The sequence below is a fragment of the Streptomyces sp. NPDC020747 genome, from assembly GCF_044334695.1.
GTDB lineage: Bacteria > Actinomycetota > Actinomycetes > Streptomycetales > Streptomycetaceae > Streptomyces.
The window spans coordinates 102,898-121,232 of sequence record NZ_JBIRTJ010000020.1; the positions used below are offsets into that span (position 1 = coordinate 102,898).

At 68.9% G+C, this 18,335-nt stretch carries 12 protein-coding genes and 3 pseudogenes; 6 read left to right on the top strand and 9 right to left on the bottom strand.

Annotated features, from left to right (window positions below; all coding sequences use genetic code 11):
* Window positions 1-65 precede the first annotated feature (65 nt).
* The 4 genes and pseudogenes from ACH4YP_RS40570 to ACH4YP_RS40585 form a co-directional block, all read right to left on the bottom strand.
* Window positions 66-1,292 (bottom strand): cytochrome P450, encoded by a 1,227-nt coding sequence (locus tag ACH4YP_RS40570; protein WP_361069558.1) that lies wholly within the window; start codon window positions 1,290-1,292, stop codon window positions 66-68.
* A gap of 59 nt (window positions 1,293-1,351) precedes the next feature.
* Window positions 1,352-1,765: pseudogene (locus ACH4YP_RS40575) on the bottom strand (thioesterase II family protein); the annotation flags it as partial.
* Window positions 1,766-2,887: 1,122 nt separating this feature from the next.
* The gene (locus ACH4YP_RS40580) at window positions 2,888-3,880 is read right to left on the bottom strand and encodes a helix-turn-helix domain-containing protein (protein WP_398496138.1); all 993 of its coding nucleotides are present in this window, start codon (window positions 3,878-3,880) and stop codon (window positions 2,888-2,890) included.
* Between the two features lie 141 nt (window positions 3,881-4,021).
* Window positions 4,022-7,309, bottom strand: coding sequence for a S8 family serine peptidase (locus ACH4YP_RS40585; protein WP_398496140.1), 3,288 nt, complete (start codon window positions 7,307-7,309; stop codon window positions 4,022-4,024).
* Window positions 7,310-7,796: 487 nt separating this feature from the next.
* Here ACH4YP_RS40585 and ACH4YP_RS40590 point away from each other — a divergent pair.
* Both ACH4YP_RS40590 and ACH4YP_RS40595 read left to right on the top strand, forming a co-directional pair.
* Window positions 7,797-8,597, top strand: a pseudogene (locus ACH4YP_RS40590) (transposase); the annotation flags it as partial.
* A 20-nt stretch (window positions 8,598-8,617) separates the two neighbouring features.
* Window positions 8,618-8,764: pseudogene (locus ACH4YP_RS40595) on the top strand (thioredoxin-disulfide reductase); the annotation flags it as partial.
* A 191-nt stretch (window positions 8,765-8,955) separates the two neighbouring features.
* Here the strand turns inward: ACH4YP_RS40595 and ACH4YP_RS40600 are convergent.
* From ACH4YP_RS40600 to ACH4YP_RS40610, 3 genes are all read right to left on the bottom strand, one after another.
* A complete protein-coding gene (locus ACH4YP_RS40600) occupies window positions 8,956-9,444 on the bottom strand; it encodes a hypothetical protein (protein WP_398496141.1) in 489 nt (162 codons plus the stop codon).
* Between the two features lie 556 nt (window positions 9,445-10,000).
* Window positions 10,001-10,339, bottom strand: coding sequence for a thioredoxin family protein (locus ACH4YP_RS40605; RefSeq protein ID WP_398496143.1), 339 nt, complete (start codon window positions 10,337-10,339; stop codon window positions 10,001-10,003).
* 567 nt (window positions 10,340-10,906) lie between these two features.
* Entirely contained in the window at window positions 10,907-12,046 is a 1,140-nt protein-coding gene (locus tag ACH4YP_RS40610) for a helix-turn-helix domain-containing protein (RefSeq protein WP_361069556.1), read from the bottom strand.
* An 86-nt stretch (window positions 12,047-12,132) separates the two neighbouring features.
* Between ACH4YP_RS40610 and ACH4YP_RS40615 the strand changes: the two genes are divergently transcribed.
* The 4 genes from ACH4YP_RS40615 (at window position 12,133) to ACH4YP_RS40630 (ending at window position 16,173) form a co-directional block, all read left to right on the top strand.
* A complete protein-coding gene (locus ACH4YP_RS40615) occupies window positions 12,133-13,188 on the top strand; it encodes a ferredoxin reductase (protein ID WP_398496145.1) in 1,056 nt (351 codons plus the stop codon).
* A 7-nt stretch (window positions 13,189-13,195) separates the two neighbouring features.
* Window positions 13,196-14,314 carry a fatty acid desaturase family protein gene (locus ACH4YP_RS40620; protein ID WP_398496147.1) on the top strand — a complete coding sequence of 373 codons (1,119 nt, stop codon included), beginning with the start codon at window positions 13,196-13,198 and terminating at the stop codon, window positions 14,312-14,314.
* A 649-nt stretch (window positions 14,315-14,963) separates the two neighbouring features.
* On the top strand, window positions 14,964-15,929 hold the full coding sequence (locus ACH4YP_RS40625) for an ADP-ribosylglycohydrolase family protein (RefSeq protein WP_398496149.1): 966 nt from the start codon (window positions 14,964-14,966) through the stop codon (window positions 15,927-15,929).
* 10 nt (window positions 15,930-15,939) lie between these two features.
* The gene (locus tag ACH4YP_RS40630) at window positions 15,940-16,173 is read left to right on the top strand and encodes a hypothetical protein (RefSeq protein WP_398496151.1); all 234 of its coding nucleotides are present in this window, start codon (window positions 15,940-15,942) and stop codon (window positions 16,171-16,173) included.
* A 491-nt stretch (window positions 16,174-16,664) separates the two neighbouring features.
* Here ACH4YP_RS40630 and ACH4YP_RS40635 read toward each other — a convergent pair.
* Together ACH4YP_RS40635 and ACH4YP_RS40640 are read right to left on the bottom strand one after the other, a co-directional pair.
* Window positions 16,665-17,482 (bottom strand): IS5 family transposase gene (locus tag ACH4YP_RS40635; protein ID WP_398496281.1). Its coding sequence is split into 2 segments (ribosomal slippage): window positions 16,665-17,431 and window positions 17,431-17,482, totalling 819 coding nucleotides; the frame shifts between segments, so codons are not numbered across the junction.
* 46 nt (window positions 17,483-17,528) lie between these two features.
* On the bottom strand, window positions 17,529-18,113 hold the full coding sequence (locus ACH4YP_RS40640; RefSeq protein ID WP_398496153.1) for a DinB family protein: 585 nt from the start codon (window positions 18,111-18,113) through the stop codon (window positions 17,529-17,531).
* Window positions 18,114-18,335 lie beyond the last annotated feature (222 nt).

Below are 18,335 nucleotides of genomic sequence, written 5' to 3' on the forward strand. Positions count from 1 at the left end.
GGGCCGGGCAGCGATCCGCGGGGCCCCTGGCACGCGGAGAACGTGGATCGCCACCGGGCCGTCGCTCAAGTGGTGACCGGGGTGAAGCGCACCGGCAGTGACTGCGGGCCGCGGGTGAAGACGCCCTGCTCGACGGGCTCGTAGCCGTCGGCGAAACGCAGATCGGGCATCGCGTCGAGCAGTTGGTTCACCCCCACTTCGACCTCTGCCTTGGCGAGCAGCGCGCCGACGCAGAAGTGTCGGCCCAGCGCGAAAGCGAGATGGTCGGCAGCGGCCGAGAACGCAGAGGTCGTGGCGAGGTCGTCTCGGAAGATGTCGAACCGGTCGGGGTTGCGGTAGCGGCGCTCGTCCCGGTTGGCAGCTCCGATGAGACACGTCACCGTGGCTCCCTGCGGGATGGTGCCACCGGAGACCTCGACCTCGGTGGCCGACTGTCGCATGATCATGTGGACCGGAGGGGTGTAGCGCAGCGTCTCGGCGAAGGCCGCGGAGATCAGACTCCGGTCCTCGCGGACCGCCGCCAGCTGCTCGGGGTGCAGGAGCAGGTTGGCGAGGATGCTCGCGATCGCCTTGTCAGTGGTCTCCCCACCGGCGGCGAGCAGCAGGCTGCAGAACGCCTTGATGTCCTCGTCGCTCATCCGGACACCGTCGACCTCGGCGGCACAGAGCGTGGACAGCAGATCGTCGCCAAGGTGGTCGCGCCGCTCGCGGATGATCGGAATCATGTACTCGGCGAACTCCACCCGGGTGCGCTCGCCGGCGGCGGTCACCTCGGGATCGCCGGAGAGGTTGCCGAGGAAGGCGATGACGGCGGTGTACCAACCGTGGAAGCGGGCGTGGTCGGCTTTGTCCAGGCCCAGCATGTCCGCGATCACGTTGACCGGGAACCGGGTCGCGTAGTCGCTGACGATGTCGGCCGAGCCGGAGTGCCGGAAGGCGTCGATGAGTTCGCGCGAGTTGCGCTCGATGACCGGCAGGAATCTCTCCTGCAGCTCGCTGCCGCGGAACGCGGGGGCGACGAGTGCACGCCGCACCGCGTGCTCCCGACCGCTGAGCTGGAGAATCGTCTTGCCGTGGACCGGCTCCACCTGCCAGTTGTAGTTGTCGGTCGTGAACTCGGACTTCTTGTCCTTGAAGACCCGCTCGACGTCGTCGTAGCGGGAGATGATGTAACTCTGGGTGGCCTCGTGCCAGATCAGGGGGTTCTTCTCCCGCATCGCCACGTACGCGGGATAGGGATCCGCGGCGAACTCGGGCGAGAGGATGTCGGGCACCTGCTGGGCAGTGGACACGGTACTCCTCGTAAGTAGATGCGTGCCGTCGAGGGACAGGCTATTGATCTTTCGATGGCTCAAACAGTCCAGTCCGGGCCGAAGTTGAATGCCTGACCATCGGGCGTCGAGCATGCAGGACGGCCACAGGGTCGTTCACCGCTCTCCCGGGCACGGAAGGCCCCGCGAGATGCCCGACTCTCGCCAGGGGCTCCCCTACGGGCATCTCCCCGACGGCGGGTGGTTCGGCGATTTTCGTCGTCGGCCGCCCCCAGAACAGGCAGGCTGAGGCGGGACGGAGCAAGATGGCCGGAGGCCACGAGCAGCGTCCACCCCTGGTCGGGGATTCTGCGCACGACTTCGTAGGCGACCGCCGCCCCCAGGCTGTGACCGAAAAAGATCACTGGCCCGCCGTCGTCCACCGAGGCGAACGCTTCAGCCACCTCGTCGGCGAGAGCCTGCACATCGGCGAAGAGCGGCTCCTGTTGGCGTTCCGCCCGCCCGGGTTACTGGACGCCCGCTGTCCGGGCGCTGCCGGCCGGGCGCGCAGCAAGGCAGGTAGGAACTTGCGGAACCGCCTGAGTGCGGGAAGAAGAGGACGGTCCAGGGTGTGCTGAGGGGGGTGCCTCTATGTCCTTCGTCAAGGCCGAAGGGCTTATGCAGGGGTGGTTTCGGGGGTGTGGGGTTCGTAGAAGGTGCCGTCGCGGAGCATGGCGAACAGGACAATGATGCGTTGGCGGGCGAGGCGGAGGGGTGCCGGTCGGCAGGTTCTTTCTCTGCTGGTGGTACGGCGGCAGAGAATCGTTGACCAGAGCGATCAGTGCCCGTCGTGACTTTGGCAGGATCGCCGGCCCGGGAATGGTCCGGATCTTGAGCGGTGCGGTTCCTCGGACCGGGTCTGCGTTCGGATGGACCTTCGCCTTCTGCGCTTCCTGCACCTTGGTGGCCGGGTCGAAGAGCGCGGCTCCTGCTGGGCCGCCTGGCGCCATGAAACGGTCGAATCCGGACACCACTATGTTGTGGCCCATCTGAGGAGCCTGAGGCGTACTCGCTCCTGCGGTCCGTGTGAAAGATGACACCGCACACGTCTCCGCCACGGGGCGTCGCGGCTATGTGCAGGGCGGCGACGACCGGTTCGACACCGTGGCGTGCCGCCGTCGCGACCAGCCTGATCCAGATCCGCGGCGAGCCGTGGGTGCCGCCGGAGTCGTCGAACTCTCCCCCAACTCCCCCTGCAGTCACGGTCTCTACGCTACGAGAGAAGGGACAGCGGTGATCTCCTTGCACCCTCCACCGCCCCATCGCGGGCATCCCGCCTGCGCGACAACGCTCCCGGCTACCGCCACTTCGACAGCAGCCCCCGGCCGGGCGGCCGACTCACCTGGGCCGAGGGAGAGTTCGACTCCGTGCAGCGCTCGCATCGAGCCGGCGTATCGAAGAGGGACGGTTCCACCTCACCGCGACCGTGCCGCCGGGCACCAGCGCCACGACTGCGTCGCGGACTGGTCATCCCGACCGGCGGGTCCGACCGGCGGGTCCGACCGGCGGGTCCGACCGGCGCGCCGGATTCGGTGAGCGGGAGCGGGAGCGGAATCGGCGTCGTGCGTGCGAACGGGTCAGATCCAGCCGCGTTGTGCCGCCCGCCAGCCCAGCTGGATGCGGTTGTCTGCGCCGGCGAGATCCATCAGGTGCCGGATTCGGCGAGTGACGGTACGCAGGGACAGACCGATGTTGTTGGCGACGGCACGGTCGGTGAGTCCGGCCAGCAGCAGGTCCAGGATCTTGGCGTCGAGGGAGGAGAGCCGGGCCGGGCCGGGGGAGCCGTCCGCGTACGGTACCGGTGCCTCACCTGCGGCGCGCGGGCGCAGGGGGTAGGCGTCTGCCCAGGTCTTCTCGAAGAGCGTCACGAGTGGGCTCAGCAGGCCGCTGGAGCTGATCAGCACGGCTCGGGGTGTCTCCTGGGGGCCGACGAGAAGCGGCACCAGTGCGATAGCGGAGTCCGCGATGACCATGGACACCGGTAACTCGGCGACGATGGCGATCTCCTGGCCCCGGCCGAGGGACTGGTCGATGTCGATCGTCGAGTCGGGGTCGGCCAGATAGGACTGCTCGATCACCGTTCGCATACGCAGCCCGCGCCGCGCGACGACGGGTTCGGCGGGGTTGTCCCTCGGGCCGACCGCGATCGGCGGGGTCTTGGTGAAGCCGCATATCTGGTGGTCGGCGGATTCCAGGACCTGGAGGAAACGCCGGCTGATGGGCTGTAAGCCAGTCACGATCTCGATGAGACCGCCCAGATCACGACTGGCGGCGGCACGGTGACGTTCGGCGAGTTCGGTGACGGCGAGTTCGACCTGGCGCAACTCGTCGCGCCGGGCGGCGAGCATCGAGCCGAGCGTGATGGTGGGCGGGCCGACGACATGGCTGCCGGATTCGTCCGGTGCGGTGGTGACCAACCCGTGGCGGGCAAGGCCGGCGAGTGCCGCCGTGATGGCTTCCGGCGGGTGATCGAGGGCCGTGCGGAGTGCCGCCGTGGTGGTTTCGCCGCGGTCGACGAGGTGCTGGTAGACGTCCTCCTCGACAGAGCTCAGGCCGAGACCAGCCAGCATGGGGCCCGTGCTCCTTCCCGCCGACATCAGGTGGATCAGCACAGCGTAGGTCTCCTACGGCTCCCTCAGGGCATACGCGGTCCGGGCCCGCCTCCGGAGAGGGCGGGCCCGGACCGCGTACGACTCGACGGTGACGGGTGGTCAGTTGTCGCGCGGGGTGACCTTGAAGGCACGGATGATCGTCTGATCGGCCGTGTTCCCCTTGCCGTCCCTCACCTTGGCGCGCAGCGACACGGAGACTGCGTCGTCAGGGGGCAGCAGCTGGATCCGGCCTGCGGTCCTGGGTACGCGCTGCCAGGTCCCGCCCTCGTCGTACGAGACCTCCACGGTCAGGGAGCGGATCCCCGCGCGGACCCCCTCGACACTGACCGGCACGAGGACCGGCCGGCCCGCCGGTGCGCCGGTGTCCGTCGTGAGACGAGGTGTGTAGCGGATGTTCAGCAGCGGGATCCGCTGGGTGCCGGACGCGACCGCGGCGGAGCGGAAGGTCCAGGTGGAGACGATCCGGGGAGAGAGGCTGGTGTACTGGGCCGCCTGGGTCAGGTCGGTGGACAGGACGTAGCCGATGTCACCAGCGGGGACGGCGACATTGCCGATGGAGGTGGGGAAGGCGGTGTCGACGAGGGTGGTGCCGCCGGCCACGAGTGTGGTGCGGGCACGGCCACCGAAGCGCAGGCCCGTGCTGCCTGGGTGGCCGGCGGTGTCCGTGTAGAGGGGGATGCTCATGTCGAGCTGGTTCCCGGTCCTGAAGAGCCCCCAGCCTCTGCCACCGAGACTGTCACGCCCTTCACCCAGGCCGAATCCGGGACCGAAGACGCCCACTCCGTAGCTGGTCCGGTAGCTGCCGCCGGCCCGGTAGCGTCGCTCGGGGCTGTAGTACTTGGCCTCGTCACGCAGCGTGGCGCTGTTCTGCGTCACGATGAATCCCCAGGCCACCCCGGCCGCCGTGTTGACATAGTCCGTCTGTACGCGGGGCAGCGCGGTGGTGTCGCGAAGAGCGACGCCCGCGGAGCTCATGCCGTCCGGCGCGTAAGGAACCGCCGCGACCTCTGCCTGCTTGTTCACGACGGAGGCGACGAGAGTGCTGTCGATCCGGGCCAGGTCACGCCGGGTGAGGTCCCGGGTGAGACCGGCGCCGCGCCTGTCCGGCAGCGGGAAGGCGAGGCGGTACTGGGGAGCGCCGGCGCCGCCGGGGACCTCCGGGCGGGTCCAGAGACCGCCGAGCATCACCTGGAGCGATCCGGTGGTGGCACGCCCACCGAGCTGCGCGAACGACAGTCCGTCGAACGAGCCCAGCCACGACGTGGTCATCCTGAGCCCGCTGCCGGTGGTCCTTCGGACGGCCAGCACACCGGCTGTCCTCGTGGCCTCGCGATCGGGCAGGGTGACATCGACCGATCCGGCGGTGCGGGCGTCGAGGGTCAGGGACCTGTCCTCGTTCACGACGAGTTCGGGGTGGTAGAGGACGGCACGCTGGGTACTGCCGTCGGCCCGGCGGGTGGTGATGGTGCTGTTGAGGTGATAGGTGCCGGGGGGCACGCGCACCAGCCAGGTGCCGTCGGACTGCCTGTCGGAGCTGTACGAGGCGCCGGTGGTGGTGTCGTAGAGACTGTCCCCGGAACTGGGCACCGGGGCGTTCCCGTCCGCTCCGATGCGACGAAACGTCAGGTCATAGACCTCGCTCTCTCGAACGGCGCCGAGCGGGGTGCGGGCGACGACGGCGGACCCGGTGGTCGCGGTGACCGTGCCGGACAGCTGGCCGGTGGCCGTGCCGACCCGGGTGTCGGAGGTGACGGTGGCGGTCGCGGTGCCACCGGCCGGGACCGTGACCCGCGCCGGGGCGACGGTGAAGGTGCCCTCGTTGACCGCCTTGCCCGAGCGGTCGGCCGTCGCTGCGGCCAGGTCGAGTACGAGGTCCTGGTCACCGCTGTTGCGGTACGTCAGGGTCCTGGCGGTCGGCGTGTCGTCGGTGTGCGGAAAGTCCGCGAAGCCGAAGGACAGCGAGGCCGGTTCACTGGTCACCTGTCTGCTCGTCGCGGCGGCCACGTCGACCCGGCCGGCGCCCTGCTGGAACGCGCCCCGGTCGGTGCTGGGCCGGGCGGAGGTCATCAGCGTGCTCTTGAGCTGCGCGCCGGACCAGTCGGGGTGCGCGCTCGCCAGGAGTGCCGCCGCGCCGGCGACATGCGGTGTAGCCATCGAAGTGCCGGACGCCGAGGTGTAGTTGGCGTCGACCGGACCGTCGCCCGGCTGAACACAAGCGTTCTCGCACAGCGACGTGCCGGCCGCACGGGCGGCGACGATCTGCACACCGGGGCCCGTGATGTCGGGCTTGACAGCGTTGTCCCCAATGCGGGGGCCGGTGCTGGAGAACGTGGCCAGGGCGTCGGAGTCGTCGATGGCTCCCACTGTCAGCGCGGCGTCCGCGCTGCCCGGGCTGCCGACCGTACCGTCACCGTTGCGCCCGTCATTGCCCGCGGCGACGACGAACAGTGTGCCGTGCTTGCGGGACAGGTCGTCGACAGCGGCTTCGAGAGGGTCGGTCGCCGGATCGTCCTGGCCGCCCAGGCTCATGTTGACGATCTTCGCGCCCTGGTCGACGGCCCACTGCATCCCTTCCAGGATGTCCGAGTAGTTGCCTCCGCCCTGGTTGTCGAGCACCTTGCCGTTCAGCAGAGTGACATCAGGGGCGACCCCCTTGAACTTCCCGCCGGACGCGGCACCGCTGCCCGTGATGATCGATGCCAGGTGGGTCCCGTGTCCGTGGCGGTCGACCGCGTCGGCGGTGCTGGTGAAGTTCGCCTGGGCGACAACCTTCCCGGCCAGATCCGGGTGGCTGCTGTCGACGCCGGTGTCCAGCACGGCCACCTTGACGCCCCTGCCGGTGTGTCCGGCGGCCCACGCGGCGGGCGCGCCGATCTGCGGCACGCTGCGGTCCAGCGTGGCCTTCACCGTGCCGTCGAGCCAGATCCGCCGGACTCCGGCCGCCGTGGCTCGCTGCCCGTCCGCGGCACCGGAGGCGGGCAGGCGGGTCAGGGTCCGCCACAACTCGCCGGCCGCCTTCTTGCCGACCTCCACGGCCGCGCCCCGGACGGCCGGCAGCTTCTTGGTGACGACCGTCCCGTCGGGAACGGGCCGTGAGCCGATGCGGGTGGCGGACAAGGACGTGGCCGTGGTCCCGCCGAGGACCAGCGGGAGTCTGCCGCTGTGCGCGTCGTCGTACCCGTCGTCCAACAGGGCCTTGAGGTCGAACAGACGACGATCCACGGTGCCTCGCGCGATCAACTCCTCCGCGTCCGTGGGGATCGCGTACAGGTGCTCGCGGGATTCCTCGACCCGGAAGCCGACATCGTCGCGGCCTTCAGCGGACGTGAACGACACGATGCCGCCGTTTCCGTCCACCAGGAACCGGTCCCCGGTGATCAGCGTCACCGCCCGGTTCTCCAGGGCGCTTTGGGGTTTTCCGGCCGCGTCCGCCGAGGATGCGGCTGCTGAGGGAGGTGCGGCTGCCAAGAACATCGACGCCACAAGGGTCAGCGCCGTGCAGGACGTCGTACAGACGCCCCGCGGTGTCCGCAGGGATGTCACTCGTCGGCCTCCGTAGCGAATGAAGGGGAGTGGGATACGCGACAAGGTGGCAGACGGGTGGAACCTGCGGGAACAGAGTGAAGTGGCTTGTCTGCGCCATGACGCAGACAGGCCACTTCTGGGCCCAGCGAGGAGTTGTCGAGCACGGCCCGTTCGTCCGACCGCGGAGTACGGTCTCGGAGTCCGGGCCGGCGGTCACGTCGACGGCGCCCCGGCCAGAACCTCCGCCCGACCGGTGTCGAGCGAGTAGTAGGCGCTGACCACGGCCGGGTCGCCGTTCTTCACGAGGGGCGAGGTATCCGGGTGTTCCATGGTCCCGCACGCCCACAACGAGCTGACCGTGCTCGTCGGCTTCGACCAGGACCTGGCGGCCGAGGCCACCCACACCTCCAACCGGATCCGCGGCCTGCTCACACAGTTCCACCCGCCGCTGTCACGCGTCCTCGGACCGCACCCGGACCACCAGGCCGTCACCTGGCTGCTGGAACGCTACGGACCCCCGGCCGCGCTGCGAAAGACCGGACGCCGCAGGCTGGTCGAGGAGATCCGCCCCAAGGCCCCGTGCACGGCGACACGGCTGATCGACGATGTCTTCGACGCGCTCGACGAGCAGACCGTCGTCGTTCCGGGAACCGGCACGCTCAACATCGTGATCCCCTCGCTGGCCCTGTCGCCCGGCGCCGTCCACGAAGAACGCCGGGCGACAGAAGCCCAGATCAGCACCCTGCTGGAGGACCACCCTCTTGCCAAGGTCCTGACCTCGATGCCAGGGGTCGCGGTCAGGACCGCCGCCACTCTGCTGGTCACCGTCGGCGACGGCACCAGCTTCCCCACCGCCGCCCACCTCGCCTCCTACGCCGGCCTCGCCCCGACCACCAAGTCCTCCGGGACCTCGATCCACGGCGAACACTCCCCCAGAGGCGCCAACCGGCAGCTCAAACGCGCGATGTTCCTCTCCGCGTTCGCCGCCCTGCACGACCCCGCCTCCCGCACCTACTACAACCGCTGCCGAGCCCGCGGAAGGACCCACACGCAAGCCCTCCTCCGGCTCGCCCGACAACGCATCCATGTGCTGTTCGCGATGCTCCGCGACGGCACCTTCTACGAACCCAGAACCCCACACCTCACTTGACCAAAGACATAGACGCCCCCACAACCACCGAGGTCGAGAACTTCCCCGGCTTCCCCGAGGGAATCGACGGCCCGGTCCTCATGGAGAACATGCGGGCCCAGGCCGAGAAGGTCGGCGCGGAGATGGTCGACGACGACATCGTCGAGGTCGACCTCACCGGCGACATCCTTACTCGCAGAAGGCTTCACATCCAGCAAGAGACCAGCCAGAGGCAGCCACAGGCACCCAAACCTCACCACTGGGACTCGCCGAGCTCCCGCGGACCGCCACTGACCTCATGCTTCTCGGCGACCTCACCGGCCGCTACGCAGCCGGGAGTAACCGATCGGCTCTGCGGACCTTCCGCGTGCAGGCCCCGTCAGCGCAGTTCGTCACCGCACGCGTCCGCGTCCGGGTGCCCGCTGCACAAGTCGTAGATCAAGATTGCCAGCTCGTTCACCGCAGCTCGGGCTCCTTTCCTGTCCAAACCCGTATCGATGACCTCCATCGCCGCGGCAGCCGCCCCCCTCACCGGCCGGGGCAGACCGTCATAGGCAGCAAGCCGGTAAGCCACCGTCCGGCGCGCCTGCCGCTCCTGCGCACTGGTCCCTCCGTCGATGAGCGGGAAGGCCGCGGCCTCGTACAGCGTGATCCCCGTCAAAGCTGTGTCCGCCGTCCCCTGCACGTGCCCGTCGCCCAGGACAGCGCGGACCGTAGCCGCCACCCGCAGGCCGGCCAGAGCCAGCGTGATCCTCACCGCCGCAAGAATCCCCACCGTCGCCACCACGGCTCCCGCCAGGGAACCCAGCCGATCGCCGAGCTGGAATCCGGCATACGACCCCATGCCCGCCGTGCGCGTCACCGACAAGGCGAGCGCCGCGTACCGAAGCGCAGAGGGCGAGATTTACATGCCCAGCAGGATGCACACCGGCAATGCCCCGTCCCATCCGGGCAAGGGCTGTCCGCGGATGCGGCCGACACCGTGGACGGGGATACATGCCGTCGCCGCGGCGAACGACCGGTGACTGCATACAACCACTCGGCTGACCACGCCCGCAGCCGACCAGGAGGGTGGAAGGCATCCCAGATGACGTGGACCCTGCCGGAGCCGATGCTCACCGACGCGGTACGCAGCCCCGCCCTGCCGGCATTGCCGACCGCAGAGCCGAAGTGGGACGGATTCCGGGCCGCACTCTCCGTCGACGGCGACGAGGTGGTGCTTCGCTCACGGCACGGCACGGCGCCCAGATGTCACCCGCGTTCCCTGAGGTTGTGGCTGGTGCCGGGTGGCTGCCGGACGCGACCGCGATCGACTGCGTTATGTGACCTGTGGGGGGAGTGTCTCAGTCCCAAGGTGTCTCAGGCTGCGCAGCTCCCATGGACGAGACGTGACAGGCGTCGCGGCCACGTGCCGCAGCGGCCGCTCAGAGGTGGCCGTCCAAGAACGTCCGTACCTCGGCGATGGTCATAGGCCCCGTGCCGTGCGCCACCGCCTCTCCCTCCTTCAGCAGGACGTAGGACGGGGCTCCGGTGATCCCGTATCGCTCGGTTGCGGCCGGACAACGCGTGATGTCGGTGCGGACGGCCGTCAGGCGGCCCGTGTAGTCGTCGGCGATGCCACCCACGACGAGGTCCATCACCCGGCAGGGCTCGATTGCCTTGGGCCATGTCCCGGTGAAGTATGCGAAGACCGGAACTTTGCTCATCCCGAGGATGAAATTGAACTCCGCGTCCTCACGGGGTCGGTGAACCCGCTGCGCCATCAAAGCTCCTGACCTCACGTTCCGTCATTCCCTCCCCATCATCCCTCGCGCGGTGTGCCGGGCCGGCCCGGTCGGTCGTCCGGCTGACCTGCCGGAAGGGAGGCGGAGGCACGGAGCCGTCGCAGAACCAGTGGTCCCCGGCGCAAGCGGTCCGCCCCCCGGCCCCTGATGACCCGGCCTGGCCGCCCCGCCGGTCACCCAGCTGCAGCCCGCCGCGCGCCCGTGGGTCAGCTCGGGCCAGGACAGCCCCTCCACGACGACGTGAAAACCAGTTTTCCGGGACGTAACTGCCCAGATCACCGACCAGATGCTCGATGAGCGCGTCGACGAACGGGCCTGTGCGCATCCGTCCACCGGATCCAGTCGAGCCGTATCCGCCACCGCGCTTCTCAGAGACAACGCCCCTGCCGAGCTTCCCGAGGCCTTGCCCGGTCCTCATATCAACCCTCGGTCTCAGCCAGCGCATACCGCTCTTCTCCGGGCCGCATGAGCCAGCCGATGGCACCGAGAACGAGGCACGATTCCCGGACCGCTCGCGGACGCGGTCGTGGACGGCCGACGTACGCGTCAGCCGGCCCGAAGACCGACCGCCAGCGTCAGTTCAAGGACCCGATGTGGCGATGCGAGATCCGGAAACAGCTCCCGCAGCTGCGACATCCGGTACCGGACTGTCTGGGGATGGACGAACAACGCTGCCGCCACCTCCTCCCGCCTGCCCTGGTGCAGCAGCCACGCCCGCAACGTCTCCTCCAGCCGCCGTGCGGTCGCGTCAGGCAAGGTCCGCAACGGTGCGAGGGCTCGGGCACGCAGGTCTGCGAACGCGTCCGCGTCGGCGCTCAGCACCAGCTCGGGCAGGTGGTCCTCGGTGTCGCGAATGTCGGAGGAGAGGGAGCGGGCGCGTACGGCTCGTGCGTACGAGGCGGACGCACGAGTCCATGGCCGGGCCGGGCCGACCACGGCGGTGCGGTCGGTCAGCTGCCGCAAGAGATGTGATCGGTCGGCATCGGGGACGAGCAGCACACCGGTGGCGTCCGGCAGATCGTCGAGGACGAGGGTGCTCGGGTCGAGCGCGCGGTAGGCGGGCCGGGCCTGGGCGGCGGGCAGCAGGACCGCGGTCAGTGAAACCGGAGGCTGCCACCCGGCCCGTTGAACAGAGGCCAGCAGCACGTCCGGGCTCGCGTCGGCGAGGAGGTCGCGGGCCAGGTGTTCCAGGTGGCGCTCGTGGGCTCTGCCCCGGGCGGCCAGTTCGTCGGCGTGGCCCGCGGCGCTCGCGGCGGAGAGCTCGTCGATGTAGGCGAAGGTCAGCTCGGCGAACTTGGCGACCTCGGCGGCGGGCAGACCCACGGGTACGGCACCCGCTGCCAGGCATCGCCAGGCCACGCGGGCGCCGACGCGGTAGGCGCTGAGCAGGGCGTCCATCGAACGGCCGTCGCGCGCCTCGCCGCGGCCCAGCTCGTAGGCCGCGTCACCGGCGTCGCCGCCTGTGGCGTTCCCGCTCGCGAGGTCCAGGTAGTGCCCCAGGGCGGTGCGGACGGCTCGGCGGATGGTGCCGCCCATGCGGCCCGAAAGGGCGTTGGCGTAGGGAGGGACCTCGTCGATGATCGCCTGGACGACCTCGTCGGCGGTGGTCTTCAGCGCGGCCCGAAGTGCGGTGACCGTCGTCTCATCGAGGGCCAGTTCGCTGACCCTCCGGATTGCATGGCTCATTTTTTGTTCCCTGCGAACAATTCTGCCGACCAGATTTACGTCCTGCGGTCAGGACTTTACGCCCTGAGGCGCAGCAAGCTGGGGTCATGACGAGTACAGCCCTCCGCAGCAGGGCGTGGAAACTGGTGGAGATGGTCACGACGCCGCTACTGCCGTCGGACTACCTCGACCTGGTCAGCCCGCTGCGTGCGGGCGCCGACCTGCGTGGGCGCATCGAGGCCGTGCACCCCGAGACGGGTGACGCCGCGACCATCGTGATCAGGCCGGGACGGGGCTGGCGCGGCCACACAGCCGGTCAGTACGTGCGGATCGGGGTCGACGTCGACGGGGTGCGCCTGTGGCGTGCCTACTCCCTCACCTCGCCGACGAACCGCCGGGACGGCCGCGTCACGATCACCGTGAAGGCGATCCCGGACGGCAAGGTCAGCAACCACCTGGTCCGCAGGGCCAAACCGGGCACGCTGATCCAGCTCGACCAGCCGACCGGTGACTTCGTGCTGCCGCAGGCCAAGCCCGCCAAGGTGCTGTACCTGACGGCCGGCAGCGGCATCACGCCCGTGATGGGCATGCTGCGCGACACCGAGTTCGACGACGTCGTGATGGTCCACTGCGCGCCACAGCCGCAGGACGTGATCTTCCGCAACGAACTGCACGACCTGGTCGCGGACAAGAAGCTGCGGCTCACCGAGGTGCACACCGACACGGACGGCAAGCTCGACATCGCCCGTCTCGACGAACTCGTGCCCGACTGGGCCGAGCGCGAGACCTGGGCCTGCGGGCCCGCGGGCCTGCTCGACGCCGTAGAAGAGCACTGGAGCGAGCACGGCGTACAGGAGCGCCTGCACACCGAACGCTTCCGCCCCAGCATCGTCGTCGCCGGCGAGGGCGGCGAGGTCACGTTCAGCGTCACCGGCAAGACCGTCGACGCGGACGGCGCCACGCCGTTGCTGGACGTCGGCGAGGAGGCCGGCGTGCTCATGCCCTCCGGGTGCCGCATGGGCATCTGCTTCGGCTGCGTCACGCCGCTCAAGACGGGCGCCGTCCGCGACCTGCGCACCGGCGAGATCACCGAGGCCGAGCCGGGCGTCCTCATCCAGACCTGCGTGTCCGCCGCGGCGGGCCCCTGCGACATCGAACGGTAGGAGCACCTTGACCGCCATCGACCCCACCGCCCACCTGACCGCGGAGCAGATCGAGGAGCTGGGCCGCGAGCTGGACGCGATCCGCGACGAGGTGATCGCCGACCGCGGCGAGAAAGACGCCGCCTACATCCGCAAGGTCATCTCGGCGCAGCGCAAGCTCGAGCTGGTCAGCCGGGGCGTGCTGCTGTTCTCGATCTTCCCGCCCGCGTGGCTGATCGGCACCGCCGGGCTGTCCGTGGCGAAGATCATGGACAACATGGAGATCGGCCACAACATCCTGCACGGCCAGTGGGACTGGATGCGGGACCCGAAGATCCACTCCACCACCTGGGAGTGGGATCACGTCTCGCCGTCCGATCAGTGGAAGCACTCGCACAACGAGGTGCACCACACGTACACCAACGTGATCGGCAAGGACAACGACCTCGGCTACGGCATCATGCGCGTCGACGAGGACCAGAGGTGGCACCCGTTCCACCTCGGCCAGCCGCTGTGGAACTTCCTCAACGCCTGCTTCTTCGAGTACGGCATCGCGGCGTACGACCTGGAGCTCGGCAAGAACCTGCACAAGCGCCGCCGCAAGAACCCGGAGTTCCGCGCGCGGGCCAAGGCCGTGGGCCGCAAGATCCGCAAGCAGGTCCTCAAGGACTACGTGATCCACCCGCTGCTGTCGGGCCCGTCGTTCCTCCCCACACTCGCCGCCACGTTCACCGCGAACCTGGTCCGCAACGTCTGGACCCACTCGGTGATCATGTGCGGGCACTTCCCCGAGGGCGTACAGGTCTTCGAGCGCCGGTCGATCAAGGGTGAGACCCGCGGCCAGTGGTACCTGCGCCAGATGATGGGCTCGGCGAACATCAGCGGCAGCAAGGCCATGCACTTCATGAGCGGCAACCTGTCGCACCAGATCGAGCACCACCTGTTCCCGGACCTGCCGAGCAACCGGTACGCCGAGGTCGCGGTGAAGGTGCGCGCGCTGTTCGAGAAGTACGAGCTGGAGTACGTCACCGGCCCGCTGCCCAAGCAGGTGTTCTCCGCGTGGCACAAGGTCTTCCGGCTCTCGCTGCCGAACAAGAAGCCCAAGGTCAACACGCCGGACCGCGAGCAGGAGCTCGTCGCCGCCTGATTCCCGGTATGGGTTCGGATCTCCCGGCCGTACCGGCGGCACCGCCAGGTTCGGTGAGATCCGTTGCGGACGGTGGGCGCTCGCGACATCAGACCGTACGACACGGGATCCGGGCAGCCCGGCATCCGGCTGCGCTGCCTGGACGTGCGCCAGGAGCTCAGCACACAGCCCCCGGCGAGTTGCTGCAGTGCGCTGATCTGCCGTGGTCGGGCCGGTGTCGGGTGCGTACGCGCACTCGGCTTGCCGACGGGCGGGCTGGGTGGAAGGCGTGGGCTGTGACGTGGACACTGCCGGAACCGATGCTCGCCACCCCTGTGTCCGACCCTGCGCTGCTGCCGGGGCGGGCGGGTGAGCCGAAGTGGGACGGGTGGCGGGCCCTGGTCTCCGTCGACATGGGCCGGGTATTGCTGCACTCACGGCGGGGCACGAGTCTGGCGGCTTCGTTCCCGGAGACCGAATCCCGGACCAGCCAGCTCCCGGACGCGACCGCATTGAACGGCGCTATGTCACCTGTACGGGTGTCTCAGACCCAGAGTCTCTCAGGCGGCGCACCTCCGTAGACGTGACGCGTTCACCGCCGATGATTCGGAGAGCCGAAGAAGAAACAGGGCCGCGTGGCCGTCGGCGCGGGCGCCGATAACCTGCGCGAATGAAGCGGATTCAGCGGGCCGCCGGCGTGCTCGTCGGCTCAGCCGTGGGTGACGCCCTGGGCGGCCCCTTCGAGTTCGGTCCCCAGGGAGCGTTCTCCGCGCGGTTTCCCGCGCCCGGTGCCGGTGGCGAGATGTGCGGAGGCGGTGGCTGGGACCCCGGCGAGGCCACCGACGACACGCAGATGGCCGTCCTGGTCGCGGAGTCCCTGCTGGAGCGGAACGGACTGGATCTGCCGGACATCTTCGCCCGCTTCCAGCGGTGGGCAGCATCAGAACCGAAGGACATCGGCTTGCAGACCGAAGACGTCCTGACCAACGGCATGCCCTGGGACCTCGCCGCCGCGATCCATTTCCAGGTCAACCAACGAGCAGCAGGAAACGGCTCCTTGATGCGGGCATCTACCTCCGCGGTCCACTTCGCAGCCGGCGGCCAGGAAGCCACCATGGACGCGGCCCGCCGGATCGCCGCTCTCACCCACGGCGACCGCGCGGCCTGGGAAGGCACCGCGATCTTCCACGAACTCATCCGCGTCATGTTCGAGGACACCGACCCCCTCGCCGCGCTCCCGGACATCCTGGCCCTTGTCCACCCCGACCACCGCGACCGCTACGCCACCGTCCTCGCGCCCGACTGGCACCCCGATCAGGCGACCGAATTCAACGGTGCCGTCTGGCCCTGCCTGGGCTCAGCCGTCTGGGCCCTGCGCACCACCACCAGCTTCGAAGACGCTATACGCACGGCGATCGACCTCGGCGGTGACACGGACACCGTCGCCGCGGTGACCGGAGGCCTCGCGGGCGCGTACTACGGGCTCGATGCAATCCCCGCCCACTGGACCCAGCCGCTCCATATCCCCCTCCCAGGATTCGACGGACGGGTACTGCGTCTGAGAGATCTGCTCCAGCTTGCACACCGCCTCGAAACCACTCGCGTCGATGATCTGCCGACGGACAGGGGCTGTTGATGAGACAGGGGTGGTAGCCCGCATAAACGGGGAGCTGATCGTATGGGAGTCCGAGCGGCTCGCATTCGAGCGGCTCCAGGGCCGGCTGCAACAGCGCGGTGCCGTGGCGGTCCGGCTCGCCGATCAGTGGCCCGCCCACTTCGTCGCCTTCGATCTGGTGCGCCTCGCGGGCACCGACGCCACCGGGTGGCCGTACCGGCGGCGCCGGGCCGCGTTGGGGACCTGTTCACCGAGCACGCGCTGAGACGCCGTGGGCGCTGTGCCCGTCGACCGCTGAGACCGACACGGTGAACGAGTGGCTGTCGTGGTCGGCGATGGGCCTGGAGGGGACCGTCTTCAACTCCCTGTTGAATCTGCGTGTTGCAGCAGGTCAGCAGGGAGGTTCGTGGTGTCAGGGTGGCGTGTCTACTGGGTGCAGTCAGTGCCGATGGCTCGCCAGTGGCCGGGTATGCCGAGGCACGGCTGCTGGGGGATCTTGCTGATGCCACCGGACTTGCGGCCGGTCCCATCCCGCAGCCCGTGCACACCGCGGGGACATGCAACCTCGTACGTGCCCGAACCACCACGCCCGGCCCTGCCTCGTCAATTGAGACCTGAACATTCGCCAAGTGCGGTAGCAGACAGGAGAGTTCAACAGAGCACGCTCAAAGACTGCCCGCCATCCGGACCGGTCGACCACCGCACCGAGATGATCTACACCTACGAAAAACTTGCCAGAGCCACTAAGAGGGTGTCTCACGTGGCAAGTTTCGCGAGCTTCTTATAGCAGGTCAGGGCAGCGGCCAGACTGAGGAAGGCGAGGAAGTGCGAGCCCTTTCGTTCGTATCGGATGGTCAGGCGGCGGTAGCCGAAGAGCCAAGCGATCGACCGCTCGATCTTCCAGCGGCGCCGACCAAGGCGTTCGCCGGACTCGATGCCTGGCCGCGCGATGCGCGCGACGAGCCCACGCTCGCGTAGCCAGCTGAGGTGTTCGGCGGAGAAGTACGCCTTGTCCGCACGGAGTTTGACGGGCCGGCGCCGCCGTGGTCCCCGGCGGGACCGGACGGCGGGTATGCCGCGGATGAGCGGCTTGAGGGCGAGACTGTCGTGCATGTTCGCACCTGACACGGCGACGGCGAGCGGGATGCCCTGGGCATCGGACAGCACGTGCAGCTTGCTGCCCTTCTTGCCGCGATCGACCGGGTTCGGCCCCGTCAGCGATCCCCCCCTTTTGGCGCGAACGGAGGCCGCGTCGACGATCCCCGAGGTCCAGTCCACCTCGCCCCGGACCCCGAGTTCGTCCAGCACCGCCCGATGCAGCCGACGCCACAGGCCGACCTCGGTCCATACCGTGAAGCGGCGATGCGCGGTGGCGGAGGACGTGCCGAACGTCGGCGGCAAATGCCGCCAGGCACAGCCGCTGGTCAGCACGTACACCACTGCGGTGAACACGGCCCGCTCGTCACGCGGAGCGGTCCCGCCACCTTGCGGTCGAGCCGCGAACGACGACAGAACGGGGCGACCAGCTCCCAGAGTTCATCGGGAACCAGACGCTGTGACAGATCAGCACTCACGGCAGGCATCATGCCGCTCGAACATCAAGTCACGTGGGATAGCCCTCTACGCCTTGACTGATGAGGCCGATCTGGCGGCCTGCTCGATCTTCGCGCAGTAGGCGGTGCGGGCGTCCTCATCGATCTGCATCTCGTGTTCGGGGCGCATCCCGGTTCGGCCGTCGACGCCTTCGCGCAGGATGTCGGCATGCCCCGCATGCCGGTTTGTCTCGCCGAGGACGTGGACCAGGATGGCGAACAGGTTCGTGTTGGGACAGGGCTCCGGCCACCACGGCACGTGGCCGGGGGCATCGAGGGCAAACTCGTCGATCGTCGCGTCTGAGTGTTCCCACGTGCGCCGGTAGGACTCGATGATCTGATCGCGCGCCTCGTCCTCAGCCGCCCACAGATCGCTGCCGTCGTGGTCCTGCCACCGGGGCAGCGGTTCCGAGGACGGCCGGTCGAAGACCTCGCCGAAGTACCTGGCCTCGACGCTGGCCACATGTTTGACCAGGCCGAGGAGGTTGGTCCCGGTCACTGTCAAAGGTCGGCGGGCGTCGTACTCGGACAGGCCGTCGAGTTTCCAGAGCAGCGCCTCGCGGTCCCGCCGCAGTCTCCCGTGCAGGCTCTCCTTCGCGAATTCATCGATCATGCGGCATGAGCCTGCCATGAGTTACTCGTGGCCTCAAGATCCCGTACGTGGACCGCAACGACCGGCAGAACCGAAGCCTGGCAATGGCCACTGCCCTGAGCTACTCAAGAAGCTCGCGGAACCTGCCACGTGAGACAACCTCTAAGCTCCCCAACCATGTACAGATGAATGTCCCCAACTAGGTCACGGGCAAGAGCACTGCTGCGCATTCTGGTTGAGATC

Excerpts from the sequence above, each read along its gene's own strand:
- ACH4YP_RS40605 (WP_398496143.1), bottom strand. The coding sequence starts at position 10,339 with ATGGCGCAGCGGGTTCACCGACCCCGTGAGGACGCGGAGTTCAATTTC.
- ACH4YP_RS40580 (WP_398496138.1), bottom strand. The coding sequence starts at position 3,880 with ATGCTGGCTGGTCTCGGCCTGAGCTCTGTCGAGGAGGACGTCTACCAG.
- ACH4YP_RS40640 (WP_398496153.1), bottom strand. The coding sequence starts at position 18,113 with ATGATCGATGAATTCGCGAAGGAGAGCCTGCACGGGAGACTGCGGCGG.
- ACH4YP_RS40610 (WP_361069556.1), bottom strand. The coding sequence starts at position 12,046 with ATGAGCCATGCAATCCGGAGGGTCAGCGAACTGGCCCTCGATGAGACG.
- ACH4YP_RS40625 (WP_398496149.1), top strand. The coding sequence starts at position 14,964 with ATGAAGCGGATTCAGCGGGCCGCCGGCGTGCTCGTCGGCTCAGCCGTG.
- ACH4YP_RS40615 (WP_398496145.1), top strand. The coding sequence starts at position 12,133 with ATGACGAGTACAGCCCTCCGCAGCAGGGCGTGGAAACTGGTGGAGATG.